General features: G+C 72.6%; 16 protein-coding genes. 8 read left to right on the top strand and 8 right to left on the bottom strand.

Features of this window, described 5'->3' with window-relative positions; genetic code table 11:
- Positions 1 to 14 precede the first annotated feature (14 nt).
- The 4 genes from AC3ANR_RS15340 to AC3ANR_RS15325 all read left to right on the top strand — a co-directional run bounded on the left by AC3ANR_RS15340 (position 15) and on the right by AC3ANR_RS15325 (position 4,601).
- The gene (locus AC3ANR_RS15340) at positions 15 to 1,196 is read left to right on the top strand and encodes a mandelate racemase/muconate lactonizing enzyme family protein (RefSeq protein ID WP_488288972.1); all 1,182 of its coding nucleotides are present in this window, start codon (positions 15 to 17) and stop codon (positions 1,194 to 1,196) included.
- 37 nt (positions 1,197 to 1,233) lie between these two features.
- Positions 1,234 to 2,220: a Bug family tripartite tricarboxylate transporter substrate binding protein gene (locus AC3ANR_RS15335; RefSeq protein WP_488288971.1), complete on the top strand. Its 987-nt coding sequence runs from the start codon at positions 1,234 to 1,236 to the stop codon at positions 2,218 to 2,220.
- Positions 2,217 to 2,948, top strand: a complete 732-nt coding sequence (locus tag AC3ANR_RS15330) for an arylmalonate decarboxylase (protein WP_488288970.1) — start codon at positions 2,217 to 2,219, stop codon at positions 2,946 to 2,948. The genes AC3ANR_RS15335 and AC3ANR_RS15330 overlap by 4 nt, the downstream gene beginning before the upstream one ends.
- Before the next feature lie 147 nt (positions 2,949 to 3,095).
- Positions 3,096 to 4,601 carry a hybrid sensor histidine kinase/response regulator gene (locus AC3ANR_RS15325; protein ID WP_488288969.1) on the top strand — a complete coding sequence of 502 codons (1,506 nt, stop codon included), beginning with the start codon at positions 3,096 to 3,098 and terminating at the stop codon, positions 4,599 to 4,601.
- Positions 4,602 to 4,745: 144 nt separating this feature from the next.
- On the opposite strand, the gene AC3ANR_RS15320 is transcribed toward AC3ANR_RS15325, so the two are convergent.
- Positions 4,746 to 6,215 carry a DegQ family serine endoprotease gene (locus AC3ANR_RS15320; RefSeq protein WP_488288968.1) on the bottom strand — a complete coding sequence of 490 codons (1,470 nt, stop codon included), beginning with the start codon at positions 6,213 to 6,215 and terminating at the stop codon, positions 4,746 to 4,748.
- Positions 6,216 to 6,589: 374 nt separating this feature from the next.
- Here AC3ANR_RS15320 and AC3ANR_RS15315 point away from each other — a divergent pair, with 374 nt between their 5' ends.
- Positions 6,590 to 6,874: a GIY-YIG nuclease family protein gene (locus tag AC3ANR_RS15315; RefSeq protein ID WP_488288967.1), complete on the top strand. Its 285-nt coding sequence runs from the start codon at positions 6,590 to 6,592 to the stop codon at positions 6,872 to 6,874.
- Positions 6,875 to 7,346: 472 nt separating this feature from the next.
- Here AC3ANR_RS15315 and AC3ANR_RS15310 read toward each other — a convergent pair whose 3' ends face one another.
- The 4 genes from AC3ANR_RS15310 to AC3ANR_RS15295 form a co-directional block, all read right to left on the bottom strand.
- A complete protein-coding gene (locus AC3ANR_RS15310; protein WP_488288966.1) occupies positions 7,347 to 8,633 on the bottom strand; it encodes an ATP-binding protein in 1,287 nt (428 codons plus the stop codon).
- Positions 8,630 to 9,289, bottom strand: a complete 660-nt coding sequence (locus tag AC3ANR_RS15305) for a response regulator (RefSeq protein WP_488288965.1) — start codon at positions 9,287 to 9,289, stop codon at positions 8,630 to 8,632. Before AC3ANR_RS15305 ends, AC3ANR_RS15310 begins: the two co-directional genes overlap by 4 nt.
- 64 nt (positions 9,290 to 9,353) lie before the next feature.
- The gene (locus AC3ANR_RS15300; RefSeq protein ID WP_488288964.1) at positions 9,354 to 9,647 is read right to left on the bottom strand and encodes a GNAT family N-acetyltransferase; all 294 of its coding nucleotides are present in this window, start codon (positions 9,645 to 9,647) and stop codon (positions 9,354 to 9,356) included.
- A 150-nt stretch (positions 9,648 to 9,797) separates the two neighbouring features.
- A complete protein-coding gene (locus tag AC3ANR_RS15295; RefSeq protein ID WP_488288963.1) occupies positions 9,798 to 10,166 on the bottom strand; it encodes a TraR/DksA family transcriptional regulator in 369 nt (122 codons plus the stop codon).
- Positions 10,167 to 10,330: 164 nt separating this feature from the next.
- Here AC3ANR_RS15295 and AC3ANR_RS15290 point away from each other — a divergent pair, with 164 nt between their 5' ends.
- The 3 genes from AC3ANR_RS15290 to AC3ANR_RS15280 are packed head-to-tail and all read left to right on the top strand — an operon-like array spanning position 10,331 to position 12,876.
- Complete coding sequence (locus tag AC3ANR_RS15290) at positions 10,331 to 10,771, top strand: universal stress protein (RefSeq protein ID WP_488288962.1); 441 nt, start codon at positions 10,331 to 10,333, stop codon at positions 10,769 to 10,771.
- Positions 10,772 to 10,808: 37 nt separating this feature from the next.
- On the top strand, positions 10,809 to 12,188 hold the full coding sequence (hemN, locus tag AC3ANR_RS15285; protein WP_488288961.1) for an oxygen-independent coproporphyrinogen III oxidase: 1,380 nt from the start codon (positions 10,809 to 10,811) through the stop codon (positions 12,186 to 12,188).
- 16 nt (positions 12,189 to 12,204) lie between these two features.
- Positions 12,205 to 12,876, top strand: a complete 672-nt coding sequence (locus tag AC3ANR_RS15280; RefSeq protein ID WP_488291824.1) for a sulfite exporter TauE/SafE family protein — start codon at positions 12,205 to 12,207, stop codon at positions 12,874 to 12,876.
- Positions 12,877 to 12,900: 24 nt separating this feature from the next.
- On the opposite strand, the gene AC3ANR_RS15275 is transcribed toward AC3ANR_RS15280, so the two are convergent.
- From AC3ANR_RS15275 to AC3ANR_RS15265, 3 genes are all read right to left on the bottom strand, one after another.
- The gene (locus AC3ANR_RS15275) at positions 12,901 to 13,107 is read right to left on the bottom strand and encodes a hypothetical protein (RefSeq protein WP_488288960.1); all 207 of its coding nucleotides are present in this window, start codon (positions 13,105 to 13,107) and stop codon (positions 12,901 to 12,903) included.
- 77 nt (positions 13,108 to 13,184) lie between these two features.
- Complete coding sequence (locus AC3ANR_RS15270; RefSeq protein WP_488288959.1) at positions 13,185 to 13,436, bottom strand: hypothetical protein; 252 nt, start codon at positions 13,434 to 13,436, stop codon at positions 13,185 to 13,187.
- 45 nt (positions 13,437 to 13,481) lie between these two features.
- Complete coding sequence (locus tag AC3ANR_RS15265; RefSeq protein WP_488288958.1) at positions 13,482 to 13,850, bottom strand: hypothetical protein; 369 nt, start codon at positions 13,848 to 13,850, stop codon at positions 13,482 to 13,484.
- Positions 13,851 to 14,201: the final 351 nt, after the last annotated feature.

The following is a 14,201-nucleotide window of genomic DNA, read 5'->3' as shown; positions in this document are numbered from 1 at the left end:
CGTATCATGGGCCGATGCACGAGACCGCCAGTCCCACGCCCGCCAGGATCGCCTCCGTCCGCGCCACGCCGCTCAACCTGCCGGTGACGGTGGGGGCGGGGGGCAGGACCAAGTCCACCTTACTGTCGCTGTGCCTGGTCGACGTGACGCTTGAGGACGGCCGCACCGGCACCGGCATGACGGCGATCACCGAAGAGGAGGTGATCGGCAGCATCGTCAACGAGATCGTCGCGCCGAACCTGGTGGGACTGGACGCGATGCGGCACGAGCAGGTCTGGGACCGCCTCTACTGGCTGCTCACGCCGCGCGGCCAGTCCGGCTACGCCAGCCACGCCATCGCCGCGGTGGACCTCGCGCTGTGGGACCTCAAGGGCCAGCTGCTCGGGCAGCCGTGCTGGCGCCTGCTGGGCGGCGCGCGGGAGCAGGTGCCGGTGTACGCCACCTTCGGCTTCAACTTCTTCGACCGCGACGAACTCTCGGCCGCGGCGCGCAGCTGGGTCGACCGCGGGTTCCGCCGGCTGAAGATGACCGTGGGCCACCACGCGCTGGCCCGCCGCGACGAGCCGCGGCCGCTGGCCGACGTCGTGGCCGAGGACGTGCACCGCGTGCGCGCCGTGCGCGATGCGGTCGGCCCCGACGTGCAGATCTTCATCGACGCCAACTGCGGCCTGGACTACGTGCATGCCCTCTGGCTGGCCGAGCGGCTGGAGCCGCTGGGCATCAGCTTCTTCGAGGAGCCCGTGGCCGGCAACGACGTGGCCAACCTCGCCAAGCTGCGCGCCAAGACGCGCATCCCGCTCGCGGCGGGGCAGAACGAAGGCCTGGCCAGCCGCTTCCGCGACCTGCTCACCGCCCAGGCCATCGACGTGGTGCAGCCCAATGCCTGCATCACCGGCGGCTTCACGCAATGCCAGCGCATCGCCGGCATGGCGGCCGCGTTCGGCGCCCAGTTCGCCAACGGCGGCGCCTGGCCGCACCACAACATGCACCTGCATGCGGGCCTGGCCAACGGCACGCTGGTGGAATACCACTCGGTGGCGGTCGAATGCTGCAAGCTGGTGTTCGACGGCCTGCCCGAGCCGACGGCGGGCCAGCTGGCGCTGCCGGCGGCGCCCGGCCTGGGCTTCACGCCCAACCGCGAGCGCATCGCCGAACTCGCCAGGCGCCCCGGTTCGCGCGGCGCGGGCAAGGCCTGACGCCCCGCGCATCATCACAACCATGAAGGAGACCTCCGTGCCACAGCATCCCCATGCCCTGCGCCGCCGCGGCCTGCTCGGCGCCGCCCTGGCGGCCGCCGCGCCCTGGGCGCGATCACAACCCGCCGGCGCGCTGCCGAACCGGCCCGTGCGCCTGATGGTGGGCTATGCCGCCGGCGGCGGCGTGGACGCGATGGCCCGGATGCTGTCGTCGCGGCTGCCGGCCCTGCTGGGCCAGCAGGTCATCGTGGAGAACCGCGCGGGCGCCACCGGGGCCATCGCGGCCGACGCCGTGGCGAAGGCGGCGCCCGACGGTTCGACGCTGCTGGTCGGCGAGACCGCGATGCTGATCGCGCCGCACCTGGGCACCAGGCTGCCGTTCGACCCGCTCGCGTCCTTCACCCCCGTGGCGGGCGCCTTCCAGGCGCCGCTGATGATCGTCGCCGGCAATGCCGTGCCGGCCTCGAACCCGAAGGAGATGGTGGCGCTGCTGAAGGCGCATCCGGGCCGGTATTCGTACGCGACCTCGGGCGTCGGCACCGTGCACCACCTCGGGATGGAAATCCTCAAGGCCCGCACCGGCACCTTCATCGTGCACATCCCGTACCGGGGCGCGGCGCAGATCGTCCCCGACGTCATCAGCGGCCAGGTGCCGTTCGGCGTGGTCAGCGCGGCCGCGGGCCTGGCGCAGGCGCGCGCCGGCCGGCTGAAGGCGATCGCGATGATGAGCAGGGCCAGGCTGCCCGGCGCCGAGAACGTCCTGCCGCTGGCCGACGCGCTCCCCGGCTTCGATGTCGCGCCGCGCATCTTCGTGCTGGCGCCGGCGGGCACGCCCGCGCCGGTCGTGCAGCAACTCAACGAGGCCATCCGCACCGTGCTGGGCAGCGCCGATCTGGCGCAGGCGGCGGCGCAGCAGGGCGCGGTCCCGTCGTACCTGCCGCCGGCGGCGCTGGCGGCCGAGATGGCGCGCGAGTCGGCCGACTGGGCGCGCATCATCAAGCAGCAGAAGGTCAGCGTCGAATGAGCCGCCCCGTCCCCTGCCTCGGCCTCATCGTCCCGCCCGGCCATGGCCAGGTGCCGCAGGACGGCCCCATGCTCTACGGCGAGCGCATCCGCTTCATCGCGCGCGGGCTCGGCATCGGCTCGGTGTCGCCGGGCGGCTTCGATCCGGTGGTGGACACCGTGCTCGACCGCGCGCGCGAGCTGCGCGACGCTGGCGCGCAGGCCGTCTCGCTGATGGGCACGTCGATCAGCTTCTATCGCGGCGCGGCGTTCACCGAGTCGCTGCGCGCGGCGATGGCCGAGGCCACCGGGCTGCCGTGCACCACCATGAGCCATGCCATCGTCGCGGCACTGCGCGAACTGGGCATCCAGCGCGTGGCCGTCGCCACCTCGTACATCGACGAGCTCAACGACCGGCTGGTCGACTATCTCTCGGGTGCCGGCTTCACGGTGACCGCCATCCGCGGCATGTCGATCACCGGTGTCGAGGCGGTGGGCCAGGTGCCCACCCAGGCGCTGGTCGACCTGTCCCGCCAGGTCTACGAGCAGGACCGGTCCGCGCAAGGCATCTTCATCTCCTGCGGCGGCCTGCTCACGCTCGACGCCATCCGCCAACTGGAGGACACGCTGGGCCTGCCGGTGACCGCCAGCTCCCCCGCCGGCTTCTGGGACATCGCGCGCGTGGGCGGTTGCGACCCCACGTCGGCGGGCTTCGGACGCCTGTTCGACCCGAACCGCCGCCCCAACTGAGCGCGCCCGTCACGCCCGGGCCCGCGCAGCTCAGGTGTGACAAATCCGCAAATCTCATGCAGATAGCCCGAAAGTATCTTGCTGCGGTGCGGCCGAGCCACCTATATTGGTCTGGCACAGCATTCATCCACTGTCAGCGGAGGCAGCATGGACGTCGCCGAGACGGGCTCGCAATCGCGGTACGACACGCGCACGCGTGGGCAGTGGCACGTGGTGTGGGTCACCGATGCCGAGGGCCATTTCGCCCAGCCGCAGCCCACCTGGTCGGCCTACACCGGCCAGCCGTGGGAGGTCCACCGCGGGCTGGGCTGGCAGCGCGCCATCCACCCGGATGACCTGGACGCGCTGTGGCGCGGCCTGTCGCAGGCGCGGGAAGACCGCAGCCTGTATGTGGCCGAGGCTCGGATGTGGCATGCGCCCAGCCAGTCGTGGCGCCATTTCGAGTTGCGCGCGGTGCCCGACGTCGACCACGACCTGCAGGTGCGCGGCTGGGTCGGCACCTGCATCGACATCCAGGAACGCAAGAACGCCGAGCAGGCCCTGCGCATCGCCGACCGGCGCAAGGACGAGTTCATGGGCGTGCTCGCGCACGAGCTGCGCAACCCGCTCGCGCCGATCCGCAACGCGGTCCACGTGCTCAAGGCGTGCGAGCCCGACGACAGCCGCGCGGCGTGGGCGCACGACATCATCGAGCGGCAGGTCGACCAGATGGCGCGGCTGCTGGACGACCTGCTGGACCTCACGCGCATCGCGCGCGGCAAGCTGGAGGTGCGCCGCGACCACTTCGACCTGCACCAGGTGATCGAGCGCGCCATCGAGACCAGCCGGCCGCTGCTGGACGCGCATGGCCACCGCTTCGTGGTGGCGCTCGCCGCGCGCCCGCTGCTGGTCGAAGGCGACATGCCGCGGCTGGCGCAGGTGTTCGCCAACCTGCTGAACAACGCGGCCAAGTACACCGATCGCGGCGGCGAGGTGACGCTCACGACCGAGGCGCACGAGGGCCATGCCGTCGTGCGCGTGCGCGACAACGGCATCGGCATCGATCCCGCGACGCTGCCCAACCTGTTCCGCCTGTACGCGCAGGCCGTGCCGGCCCGCGAGCGCGCCCAGGGCGGCCTGGGCATCGGGCTGGCGGTGGTGCGCGGGCTGGTGGACATGCACGGCGGCTCGGTGGAGGCGTTCTCCGAAGGCGTGGGCCGGGGCACCGAACTCGTCGTGCGCCTGCCCCTGCTGCAGCAGGAGGTGATGCCCACCCCGCGGCCCGAGGCGCGGCCCAGCGGGTCCGGCACCGTGCGGGTGCTGCTGGCCGACGACAACCACGATGCGGCGCAGACGCTGGCGGTGGTGCTGCAGATGCTCGGGCACGACGTGCGCGTCGCCGGCGACGGCCAGGAAGCGGTGGAACTGGCCGAGGCCTTCCATCCGCGCGTGGTGCTGCTGGACATCGGCATGCCGCGCGTGGACGGCTACGAAGCCGCGCGCCGCATCCGCGAGCTGCTGCCCGACGCCGTGCTGATCGCCACCACCGGCTGGTGCCGCAAGGAAGACCTGCGCCGCGCCGCCGATGCCGGCTTCGACCACCACCTGGTCAAGCCCGTGGACCCGGACCACGTGGCCCGCCTGCTGGCGCTGGCGGCGCGCGACGCGCTGTAGGCCGCGTGCGAGCTGGATGGCGGGTCAAGCCCGCCATGACAGGCTTCGGGCTTGGCCTGCCGCGACACGGCCCCCCACCCACTTTTGTCATGCCGGCTCGACCCGGCATCCAGCAGCGGGTGCATCCGCGGCCGCGCCTGCCGCTCACCCGAGGCGCACCGGCACGAAGATCTTGTCGTCGCCGCGCTGGATCAGCAGGGCCACCGACTTGTCGGACTTGGCCACCACCGAGCGCACCTGCTCGACGTTCCTGGCCGGCGTGCCGTTCACGGCCAGCAGCACGTCGCCGGGCTGCACGCCGGCCCGCGCCGCGGCGCCGGTGACGTCCTCCACCGCCAGGCCGGCCGCGCCGACCTGGCGCTGTTCATCCCGGTCCAGCGGCCGCAGCGCCAGGCCCAGCCGGCCCTGCGGCGCCGCCTCGTCCTTGCTGCCGGCTGCGGCGACCTTCTCGTCGCTCGACGCCAGCGATGCCGTGACGTCGAGCGCGCGGCCCTGGCGCAGCACCTTCAGCTGCACCTTGTCGCCGGGCTTGGACAGCCCGATCGCCGCTGGCAGGTCGCCCGAGGCGACCACCGGCTGGCCGTCCACCGCGCGGATCACGTCGCCGGGCTGCAGGCCCGCCTTGTCCGCCGGGCTGCCCTTCTGCACGCTGGCCACCAGCGCGCCCTCGGGCTTGTCGAGCTTGAACGCGTCGGCCATCGCCTGGTTCACCTCCTGCACCGACACGCCCAGCCGAGCGTGCTGCACCTTGCCGGTCGAGACGACCTGCTGCTGCACCCGCGTGGCCACGTCGATCGGGATCGCGAACGACACGCCCTGGTAGCCGCCCGACTGGCTGTAGATCTGCGAGTTGATGCCCACCACCTCGCCGCGCGCGTTGAATAGCGGGCCGCCCGAGTTGCCGGGATTGACCGCCACGTCGGTCTGGATGAAGGGCACGCCGCTCTCGTCGGGCAGGCTGCGGCCCTTGGCGCTCACGACGCCGGCGGTGACCGTGTTCTCGAAACCGAACGGTGAGCCGATGGCGGCCACCCACTCGCCCGAGCGCAGCGCCTTCGGGTCGCCCAGCTGCACCACGGGCAGGTTGCGCGCATCGATCTTGAGCACCGCGACGTCGGTCTTGGCGTCGCTGCCCAGCACCTTGGCGCGGAACTCGCGCCGGTCGGTCAGCTTCACGGTGACCTCGCTGGCGTCCTTGACCACATGCGCGTTGGTGAGGATCAGGCCGTCCGGGCTGACGATGAAGCCCGAGCCGAGCCCGCGCACCGGCACTTCGCGCGGGCGCCCGCCCTGGCCCTGCTGGAAGCGGCGGAAGAACTCGAACGGATCGGCCATCTCCTGCGGGTCGACCTCGAGGGCGGACGTCTTGCGCATGCCGTTGACGCTGATGTTGACCACGGCGGGGCCGAAGCGCTCGGTGATGCGCGCGAAGTCCGGCAGCGTGCTGGCCGCCGGCACCGGCGCCACGGGCGCAGGCGCGGCCGCAGCGGCGGCAACGGGCGTGGATTGGGCGTGGGCGCGGTGCAGCAGCAGCTCGTTGCCCACGGCGCCGCCGAATCCGGCGGCGGCCATCGCCAGCACGAGCGGTGCGGCCTTGGCGGTGATGCGTTGCATGGTCGGTTCCTCCGATGGAATGCGGGATGCGATGCCATGCAATGTGCGCCCGGGGGCTTAGGCGAGGCTTAAGGGGTCCGGCGCGCCGGGCGGTCTGGCGCGGGTCGATCCGCCGCTTGCTGCTGGATGCCGGGTCGAGCCCGGCATGACGGCGCTGCTGGATGCCGGGTCTAGCCCGGCATGACGGGGGTGAAGGCTTGTCATTGCGGGCTTGACCCGCAATCCAGTCCGGTCGGCCATCCTGCGAGCTGGGTTCGAGCCGGCATGACCCGGACGAAGGTCCGTGATTGCCGGACCGCCCGCAATCCAGCCCGGACGCCGGACACCCGCTCGTCGCAGGATGCCACCGTCCCAGCGGCATTGGAGGATGTCGCATGGACTGCTTCGTCTACATCATGGCCAGCCGGCGCAACGGGACGCTGTATGTCGGCGTCACGAGCGACCTGATCCGCCGCGTCCACCAGCACAGGGAGTCGCTCGTCGACGGCTTCAGCAAGCGGTATGGGACCCACCTGCTGGTCTGGTTCGAAGCCACGCCCTCGATCACCGGGGCGATCGAACGCGAGAAGCAGCTCAAGAACTGGAAGCGGGCATGGAAGCTGGCGCTGATCGAACGGCAGAACCCACAGTGGCTGGACCTGTACGAACAGTTGCTCTGACGGGCCTCGTCGCTGGATGCCGGGTCAAGCCCGGCATGACAGGGGTGGGTGGGCGGGCCGCGGGCTCGGCTCGCCGTTGCCTGTTGGGTCAAGCCCGACCCGCCATCGCACGGTGGGTCAGGCCCGCAGGCCTGTCTTGGCGGGCTTGACCCGCCATCCAGTCTCGACCGCCATCCGGGCCGCGGATGCCGATTCGGCTCAGCTGCTGGATGCCGGGTCGAGCCCGGCATGACAGGAGTGGGTGGGCGGGCCGCGGGCTCGGTTCGCCGTTGCGCGGTGGGTCAAGCCCGAACGCCTGTCATGGCGGGCTCGGCCCGCCATCGCACCTTGGGTCAAGCCACATCACCTGTCATGGCGGGCTCGACCCGCCATCCAGTCCGGACCGCGGCCCGAGCCGCTGATGCCGATCCGCCACCATTCCAGACAGCGCGCCTCGGCCCGATCCCGGCGTGACCGCCGCTCCCCGGGCGCCCTACGCCCCGAACCGCACGTCCACCCGCAGTCCCCCCAGGCGCTGCGACCGGCCGAGCGTCACCGTCGCGCCGTGCCGCGCCGCGATCGTGCGGACGATGGCCAGGCCGAGGCCGCTGCCGGGGGCGCCGGACTCGGCGGCGCGGTAGAAGCGGTCGAACACGCGCTCCCGGTCCGCCGGCGCGATGCCCGGCCCGCTGTCCTCCACGGCCAGCTGCACGGCGCCGCCGGCACGGTCGATCGAGATGTCGACGCGGCCGCCTGCGGGCGTGTACTTGACGGCGTTCTCCAGCAAGTTGCGCAGCAGGATGCGCAGCGCCTCGGCCTGGCCCTGCACCTGCGCCTCGCGCTCGGTCTCCAGCCCGACGTCGATGCCCCGCTCGCGCGCCGCGGGCAGGACTTCGGCGACGGCCTCGCGCGCGAGCTGCTGCAGTTCGACGGGGCCGGGCGCGCCGGCCGGGTCGCCCTCGGCGCGCGCCAGCACCAGCATCTGGCTCACCAGCCGGATGCTGCGCTCGATGCCCGATTCGAGCCGCTGCAGCGCCGCCTCGCGCTGGGCGTCGTCGGCGCCGCCGCGCCGCAGCGCCTGCGCCTGCAGCTTCAGCGCCGCCAGCGGCGAGCGCAGCTCGTGCGCGGCGTCGGCGACGAAGTGCCGCTGGGCGTCGAAGGCCAGCCGCACCCGCCCGAACAGCAGATTGAGCTCGCGCACGAGCGGCAATACCTCCTCCGGCAGGCCCGACTCGGGCAGCGCCGACAGGTCGTCCGCCGGCCGCGCCGCGACCTGCCGCCGCATCCGCTCGACCGGTTCCAGCGAGCGCGTGATCAGCCACCACACCGCCGCCATCAGCAGCGGCGCCAGCAGCGCCACCGGCAGCATCGCGCGCAGCGCCAGGCCGCGGGCGCGGGCCAGGCGTGCGTCGCGGTCCTGCGCGACCTGGATCGTGTGCTCGGGCGTCTGCAGCGCGTAGACGCGGTAGTGGGTGCCCTCGACCAGCACGTCCGAGAAGCCGAGCAGCGCCTGCGAGGGCAGGGCGGCGCCGGTGGAGCGGAAGATCTGCACGCCGTCGGGCCCCCAGATCTGCACCTGCAGGTCCAGCGCCTGCGGCGCGGCGCCGTGGTGCACCGAGCGGGCCAGCTCGCGCAGGTGCTCGTCGAACAGCGCGTCGGCCTCGGTGAGTGCCGATCGGTACGCGGTGCCCGCCTGCAGCACGGACACGAGCGCGATGGCCGCCAGCACCAGCCAGAGCAGCTGGCGCCGCAGCGAAGGCGGGGCGGCGGCGGGGCTCATTCGCGCGGCACCACGTAGCCCAGGCCGCGCACGGTCTGGATCAGCTCGGCGCCGAGCTTCTTGCGCAGCCCGTGGACGTAGACCTCCACGGCATTGCTGCTCACCTCGTCCTTCCAGCCGTACAGCTTTTCCTCCAGCTGCGCCCGCGAGAGCACCACGCCCGGTCGGGCGATCAGCGGTTCGAGCACCGCCCACTCGCGCGCCGACAGCCGCACCGGCTCGCCGTTGACCGTGGCCTCGCGCGTGGCAGGGTCCAGCGTCACGCCCTTGTGGCTGTAGACCGGCTCGCCGCGGCCGGCGCTGCGGCGCAGGAGGGCGCGGATGCGCGCCAGCAACTCGTGCGTGTCGTAGGGCTTGACCACGTAGTCGTCGGCGCCGGCGTCCAGGCCGGCGATGCGGTCGCCGACGGCATCGCGCGCGGTGGCGACGAGCACGGGCACGGCGGACCGGCGCGCTCGCAGGGCGCGCAGCACGTCCAGGCCGTCGCGCCGCGGCAGGCCCAGGTCCAGCAGCACGAGGTCGTAGCTGCCGGTGGCCAGCGCCGTGTCGGCCATGGCGCCGTCGCGCACCCAGTCCACGGCGTAGTGCTCGGCGCGCAGGGCGTCGAGCACGGCTTCGCCGATCATGGTGTCGTCTTCGACCAGCAGGATGCGCATCGCGCCGCCATTGTGCGGCGGGTGCGCTTAAGCCGCGCTTAAGCGTTCGCCCGGTACTGCCGGCTCAGCCGGCGACGAGGTCGGCGTACTCCGGGTGGCGCCGCAGGTACGAGGCGACGTACGAGCAGGTGGCGACCACCTTGTTGCCGCACCGGCGCGCGTCGTCGAGGGCGAACTTCGCCAGCTGCCCGGCCAGCCCGCGGCCTTCGAACTGGGGGCCGACCTCGGTGTGCACCAGGTCGAGCGTGCTGCCACGCTCGCAGTATTCGATGCGGCCGGCGGTCTGGCCGTCGACCTCGATTTCGTAGCACGCGCGCTCGGCGTTGCGGCGGATCTGCGGGGCGGTCGTGTCGCTCATCCGGCCATGGTACGGGGACGCAAGAGGCGGCGTGTAGGAACGCGGCGCGCGATGGGGCCGTACGGAGGCAGGAGCCGCCGGTGCCAGGTTCCGTGGCGGGCGGCGCCCGGTGCCGGTTCGCGGCCGGCACGACCAAGCCCGCGGGAGCGGTCAGCCGCGGCGCGCGGCCCGCTGCTCGCGCAACCCCTGGCAGGCCTGGCAGTACGCCGTCGCGGGCAGGGCGGCCAGGCGGCGCGGGTCGATCTCCTCGCCGCACTCGATGCACAGCCCGTACGTGCCGTCCTCCAGGCGGCCACGCGCGGCGTGCAGTTGGTGCAGTTCCGCCAGGGCGGCCGCGGCCTGGGCCTCGTCCACCGTCGCCTGCGTCTCGGCCACGGCCATGTCCTTGAAGTCGGCCACCGAGCGGTCGTCGCCCACGACGGCGGCTTCCAGGGTGTGCTCGCGCAGGAGCTCGTGCAGTTCGGCCTCGCGGCGCGCGAGGAGCTGCCGGATGCGGACGGGGTCGTGGGTCGGGGTCATGGCAGGTCCTTGGGATCAGCCCGGCCATTGTGGAAAGCCGCGCGCCCGGATCGCTTGATCTGGCTCAAGCTGCCGGCGCGCCGCCGCCGCCGGTTGACCCACGTCAACCCCCCGGCGGTCCCCCGGCCCCACCATTGGCGCACCGACAACGAGAGAGACGCATCATGGTGTTCAAGCACATCCTCCTGGCCACCGACGGTTCCGAGGCTTCCGAGGGCGCCGCCCGCCTGGCCGTGGCGATGGCGCGCGAGCAGGGCGCGCGGATCACGGTGCTGTACGTCGTCGATCCCTATCCGTACCTGGGCATCGGCGAGGCCAACCCCATGGGCTTCCAGGCCTACATGGGCGCCGCGCAGGAACACGCGGCCCAGGCGCACGCGCGCGTGCTGGCGCTGTGCGACCAGGGTCCCCGGGTGCAGGTGGACCTGCGGCGCGTCGAGGACGTGGCCGCCGCCGCCGGCATTGTCGACAGCGCGCGCGAGGTGGGGGCCGACCTGATCGTCGTCGGCTCGCACGGCCGCAGCGGGCTGCCGCGGATGCTCCTGGGCAGCGTGGCCGCCAAGGTGGTGGCCCAGGCCACCGTGCCCGTGCTGGTGGCGCGTTGATCTCGACCTCGTCGTTGTTGTCCTGAGCGAGGCCGAGATGACCATTCCCGTTTCCGAAGACCTGCTGCGCCGCTACGACGTGCCCGGCCCGCGGTACACCTCGTACCCGACGGCCGACCGCTTCGTCGAGGCCTTCACCGCCGCCGACTACGCCAACGCCCTGGCGCAGCGGCGCGAGGCCACGGTGCCGCAGCCGCTGTCGCTGTACGTGCACATCCCGTTCTGCGAGTCGCTGTGCTACTACTGCGCCTGCAACAAGATCATCACCAAGCACCACAACCGGGCGCAGGTGTACCTGGAGTACCTGCAGCGCGAGATCGACCTGCACGTCGCGCACCTGGGCACGCGCCCCACGGTGTCGCAGCTGCACCTGGGCGGCGGCTCGCCCACCTTCCTGTCCGACGCCGAACTGCACCACCTGATGGCGATGCTGCGCCGCGCCTTCGAGCTCGCGCCGGGCGGCGAGTACTCCATCGAGGTCGACCCGCGCACCGTGGACACCGGCCGGCTCGAGGCGCTGGCCGCCATGGGCTTCAACCGGCTGTCGTTCGGCGTGCAGGACTTCGACCCGATCGTGCAGAAGGCCGTGCACCGCGTGCAGCCCGCCGAGCAGGTGTTCGCGCTGGTGGAGGACGCGCGCCGCATCGGCTTCGAATCGGTGAACGTGGACCTGATCTACGGCCTGCCCAAGCAGACGCCGCAGTCGTTCGCGCGCACGCTGGAGCAGGTGGCGCAACTGCGGCCCGACCGCATCGCCCTGTACGGCTACGCCCACCTGCCCGAGCGCTTCAAGCCGCAGCGCCGCATCCTGAGCGCAGACCTGCCGATGGCCGGCGCCAAGGTGACGATGCTGTCGCAGGCGCTGGGTGTGTTCCTGGATGCCGGCTACACCTACATCGGCATGGACCACTTCGCGCTGCCGACCGACGCCCTGGCCGTGGCCAAGCGGCAGGGCCGCCTGCACCGCAATTTCCAGGGCTACAGCACGCAGCCCGACTGCGACCTGATCGCGCTGGGCGTCTCGGCCATCGGCCGCGTGGGCGCCACCTACAGCCAGAACGCCAAGTCGATCGAGGAGTACTGCGACCTGATCGACCAGGGCCGGCTGCCGATCGTGCGCGGGCTGGCGCTCACGCGCGACGACCTGGTGCGGCGCGCGGTGATCATGGCGCTGATGTGCCAGGGGCTGGTGCAGTTCGAGACCATCGAGGTCGCCTGGCTGCTGGACTTCCGCAGCTACTTCAAGCAGGAGCTGGAGCAGATGCAGGCGCTGGCCGACCAGGGCCTGGTGACCATCACCGACCAGGCCATCGAGGTGACGGCCGAGGGCTGGTTCTTCGTGCGCGCAGTGGCGATGGTGTTCGACCGCTACCTGCAGGCCGATCGCAACCGGGCGCGCTTCTCGCGCATCCTGTGACGGCGGGGCCCGCGTGATCACCGCCACGCTCGCCGGCACCGCGCTGCTCATGGGCATCGCCGGCGCGCCGCATTGCGCCGCGATGTGCGGCGCGGCGTGCGGCGGGCTCGCGCAGGCCGGCCGCGCGCCGGGCCGCGCGCGCTGGCTGTTCCAGGCCGGGCGGCTGGCGGGCTATTCGACGGCGGGGGCCCTCGCCGCGGGCGCGGTGCAAAGCTTCGCCTGGCTCACCACCCAGGCCGCCGCGCTGCGTCCCGTGTGGACGATGTTCCACCTGGCCGTGCTGCTGTGGGCGCTGACGCTCGTCGTGCTGGCGCGCCAGCCGGCGTGGGTGGGCGGCGCCGGCCGCAGCGCGTGGATGCGCATCCGGCCGATGGCGCAAAAGAGCGGCGGGCTGTTCACGGCCGGCGCGCTGTGGATCTTCATGCCCTGCGGGCTGCTGTGGTCGGCGCTGCTGGTGGCGTCGCTCAGTGGCGGACCAATGGAGGGCGCGATCTCGATGGCGCTGTTCGGCGCCGCCAGTTCGACCGGGCTGCTGTTCGGGCCCTGGCTCTTCGCGCGGCTGCAGGCCGCCGGCAACCGGCTGCGGCAGGACTGGGGGACGCGGGCGGCGGGCGTGCTGCTCGCCGGTGCGGCGGGGTGGGCACTGTGGATGGACCTCGGCCAGCGCATCGCGCTTTGGTGCCGGTGAGCCGCGCGGCCGGCCCCCGGCGCGTCACGGCTTCGGCGGCGGAATGGGCCCGGCGAAACTGCCGTCGCCCAGGTCGGCCAGCAGGACCCAGTCGGTGGCGCCGGCCAGGCGTGCTTCGAGCTGCGGCTCCGGCGCCTCGGCCGGCTTGATCTCGACGACCACCGGCGGCGCACCCCCGGCGGCGTGGTACCAGTAGAAACCGGGCTCGGTGATCTGTTGGGCGGCGAGCATGGCGCATTTATACGCCCGCCCCACCGTCGAGCGCCGGCCTTCGCCGATGCACGAATGGCTGGGCGATCCGCCCCCGTTCAGGGCGGCGGGGCCGGGGGTCCCACGGCAGGCATCTCGAGGAGCTTGCCGAACGCCTGCGCCTGCAGCAGCTGCAGGAAGATGGCATCCGCCGACGCGCGCAGCTCGACCGACGTCTGCGCCAGTCCGGGCGACGTGCTGTGGGCATCGCGAGCCGGGCGCGCGGCCCAGTACTCCGCCTGCGTCGCCTCGCGGTGCGCCTGCTCCCATGCCTGGAGCAACGCCAGGCTCTCGTCACTGAGTCGGTTCATCGTTGGCGTCGATGCAGTGGGTGGCGGGCTGGCAGGTCCGGCGCCTCAGGACGACCGGCTCTCGCCGGCATCGTGCCGCGGAGTCGTCGTCGTTCGACCGCTGCGCGACGGGTGCGCCGCCGGCAGGGGCGGGCGGCGCACACGCGGGGCCGGCGCGAAGGTGAGCGTGGACATTTCCAGCGATGGTTCGATCTGCTCGCGCTCCGACCGCCGGCCCATCAGCTGCCGGCCGAACAGGGACACCAGCAGGACCAGCAGGCCGGTGCCGAGGCCGGCGCCCAGCAGCAGGCCGCGCGATGCCTTCAGGGCGGCAGGGGGGTGGAAGGCCAGTGCCAGGCAGCCCACCGCGGCGAATGCGGCCACGATGGCCAGGGTGTTGGGGATGCTGGGTGGAACGACATGGCGGCGGTGCATACGACTCGACTGCGACTGCGGCATTTCAGCCTAACGCGCGGCGAAGTGAACGCAAAGGGGGGACAGACCCCGGTGTGGTTTGGAGCCGACGCACGCTGACACCTGGGCGACGCGAAAACGGCTTGGCGAGGCAACCGGCGGCGTGCAACCGCGCGTAACAGGCGGCGCACCACGCCGCTGCCCAACGGCTGGGACAGCCGCGCGGCTGAAGGTGCACGCCGCAGAGCTGCTTACACCTTCTCCCACCTGGATTCAGGGCTTTGCCAAACATGCAATCGTGGCTGAAGCTTGAAAGCGCTCGGGGTCGCCCGCCACCCCTGCCGCTCGGCTGCCAGGACACGGCGGGAAGGG

Source organism: Ramlibacter sp. JJN2-2R (assembly GCF_057747835.1).
The sequence above is the reverse complement of the archived record's forward strand: the minus strand, read 5'-3'. Positions and strand labels throughout refer to the sequence as shown.

What these genes read in the sequence shown, in the direction of transcription:
- AC3ANR_RS15315 (WP_488288967.1), top strand. Translation starts at nt 6,590, where the DNA reads ATGGACTGCTTCGTCTACATCATGGCCAGCCGGCGCAACGGGACGCTG.
- AC3ANR_RS15340 (WP_488288972.1), top strand. Translation starts at nt 15, where the DNA reads ATGCACGAGACCGCCAGTCCCACGCCCGCCAGGATCGCCTCCGTCCGC.
- AC3ANR_RS15275 (WP_488288960.1), bottom strand. Translation starts at nt 13,107, where the DNA reads ATGCTCGCCGCCCAACAGATCACCGAGCCCGGTTTCTACTGGTACCAC.
- AC3ANR_RS15320 (WP_488288968.1), bottom strand. Translation starts at nt 6,215, where the DNA reads ATGCAACGCATCACCGCCAAGGCCGCACCGCTCGTGCTGGCGATGGCC.
- AC3ANR_RS15310 (WP_488288966.1), bottom strand. Translation starts at nt 8,633, where the DNA reads ATGAGCCCCGCCGCCGCCCCGCCTTCGCTGCGGCGCCAGCTGCTCTGG.
- AC3ANR_RS15300 (WP_488288964.1), bottom strand. Translation starts at nt 9,647, where the DNA reads ATGAGCGACACGACCGCCCCGCAGATCCGCCGCAACGCCGAGCGCGCG.
- AC3ANR_RS15330 (WP_488288970.1), top strand. Translation starts at nt 2,217, where the DNA reads ATGAGCCGCCCCGTCCCCTGCCTCGGCCTCATCGTCCCGCCCGGCCAT.
- AC3ANR_RS15270 (WP_488288959.1), bottom strand. Translation starts at nt 13,436, where the DNA reads ATGAACCGACTCAGTGACGAGAGCCTGGCGTTGCTCCAGGCATGGGAG.
- AC3ANR_RS15305 (WP_488288965.1), bottom strand. Translation starts at nt 9,289, where the DNA reads ATGCGCATCCTGCTGGTCGAAGACGACACCATGATCGGCGAAGCCGTG.
- AC3ANR_RS15295 (WP_488288963.1), bottom strand. Translation starts at nt 10,166, where the DNA reads ATGACCCCGACCCACGACCCCGTCCGCATCCGGCAGCTCCTCGCGCGC.
- AC3ANR_RS15290 (WP_488288962.1), top strand. Translation starts at nt 10,331, where the DNA reads ATGGTGTTCAAGCACATCCTCCTGGCCACCGACGGTTCCGAGGCTTCC.
- hemN (WP_488288961.1), top strand. Translation starts at nt 10,809, where the DNA reads ATGACCATTCCCGTTTCCGAAGACCTGCTGCGCCGCTACGACGTGCCC.
- AC3ANR_RS15265 (WP_488288958.1), bottom strand. Translation starts at nt 13,850, where the DNA reads ATGCACCGCCGCCATGTCGTTCCACCCAGCATCCCCAACACCCTGGCC.
- AC3ANR_RS15325 (WP_488288969.1), top strand. Translation starts at nt 3,096, where the DNA reads ATGGACGTCGCCGAGACGGGCTCGCAATCGCGGTACGACACGCGCACG.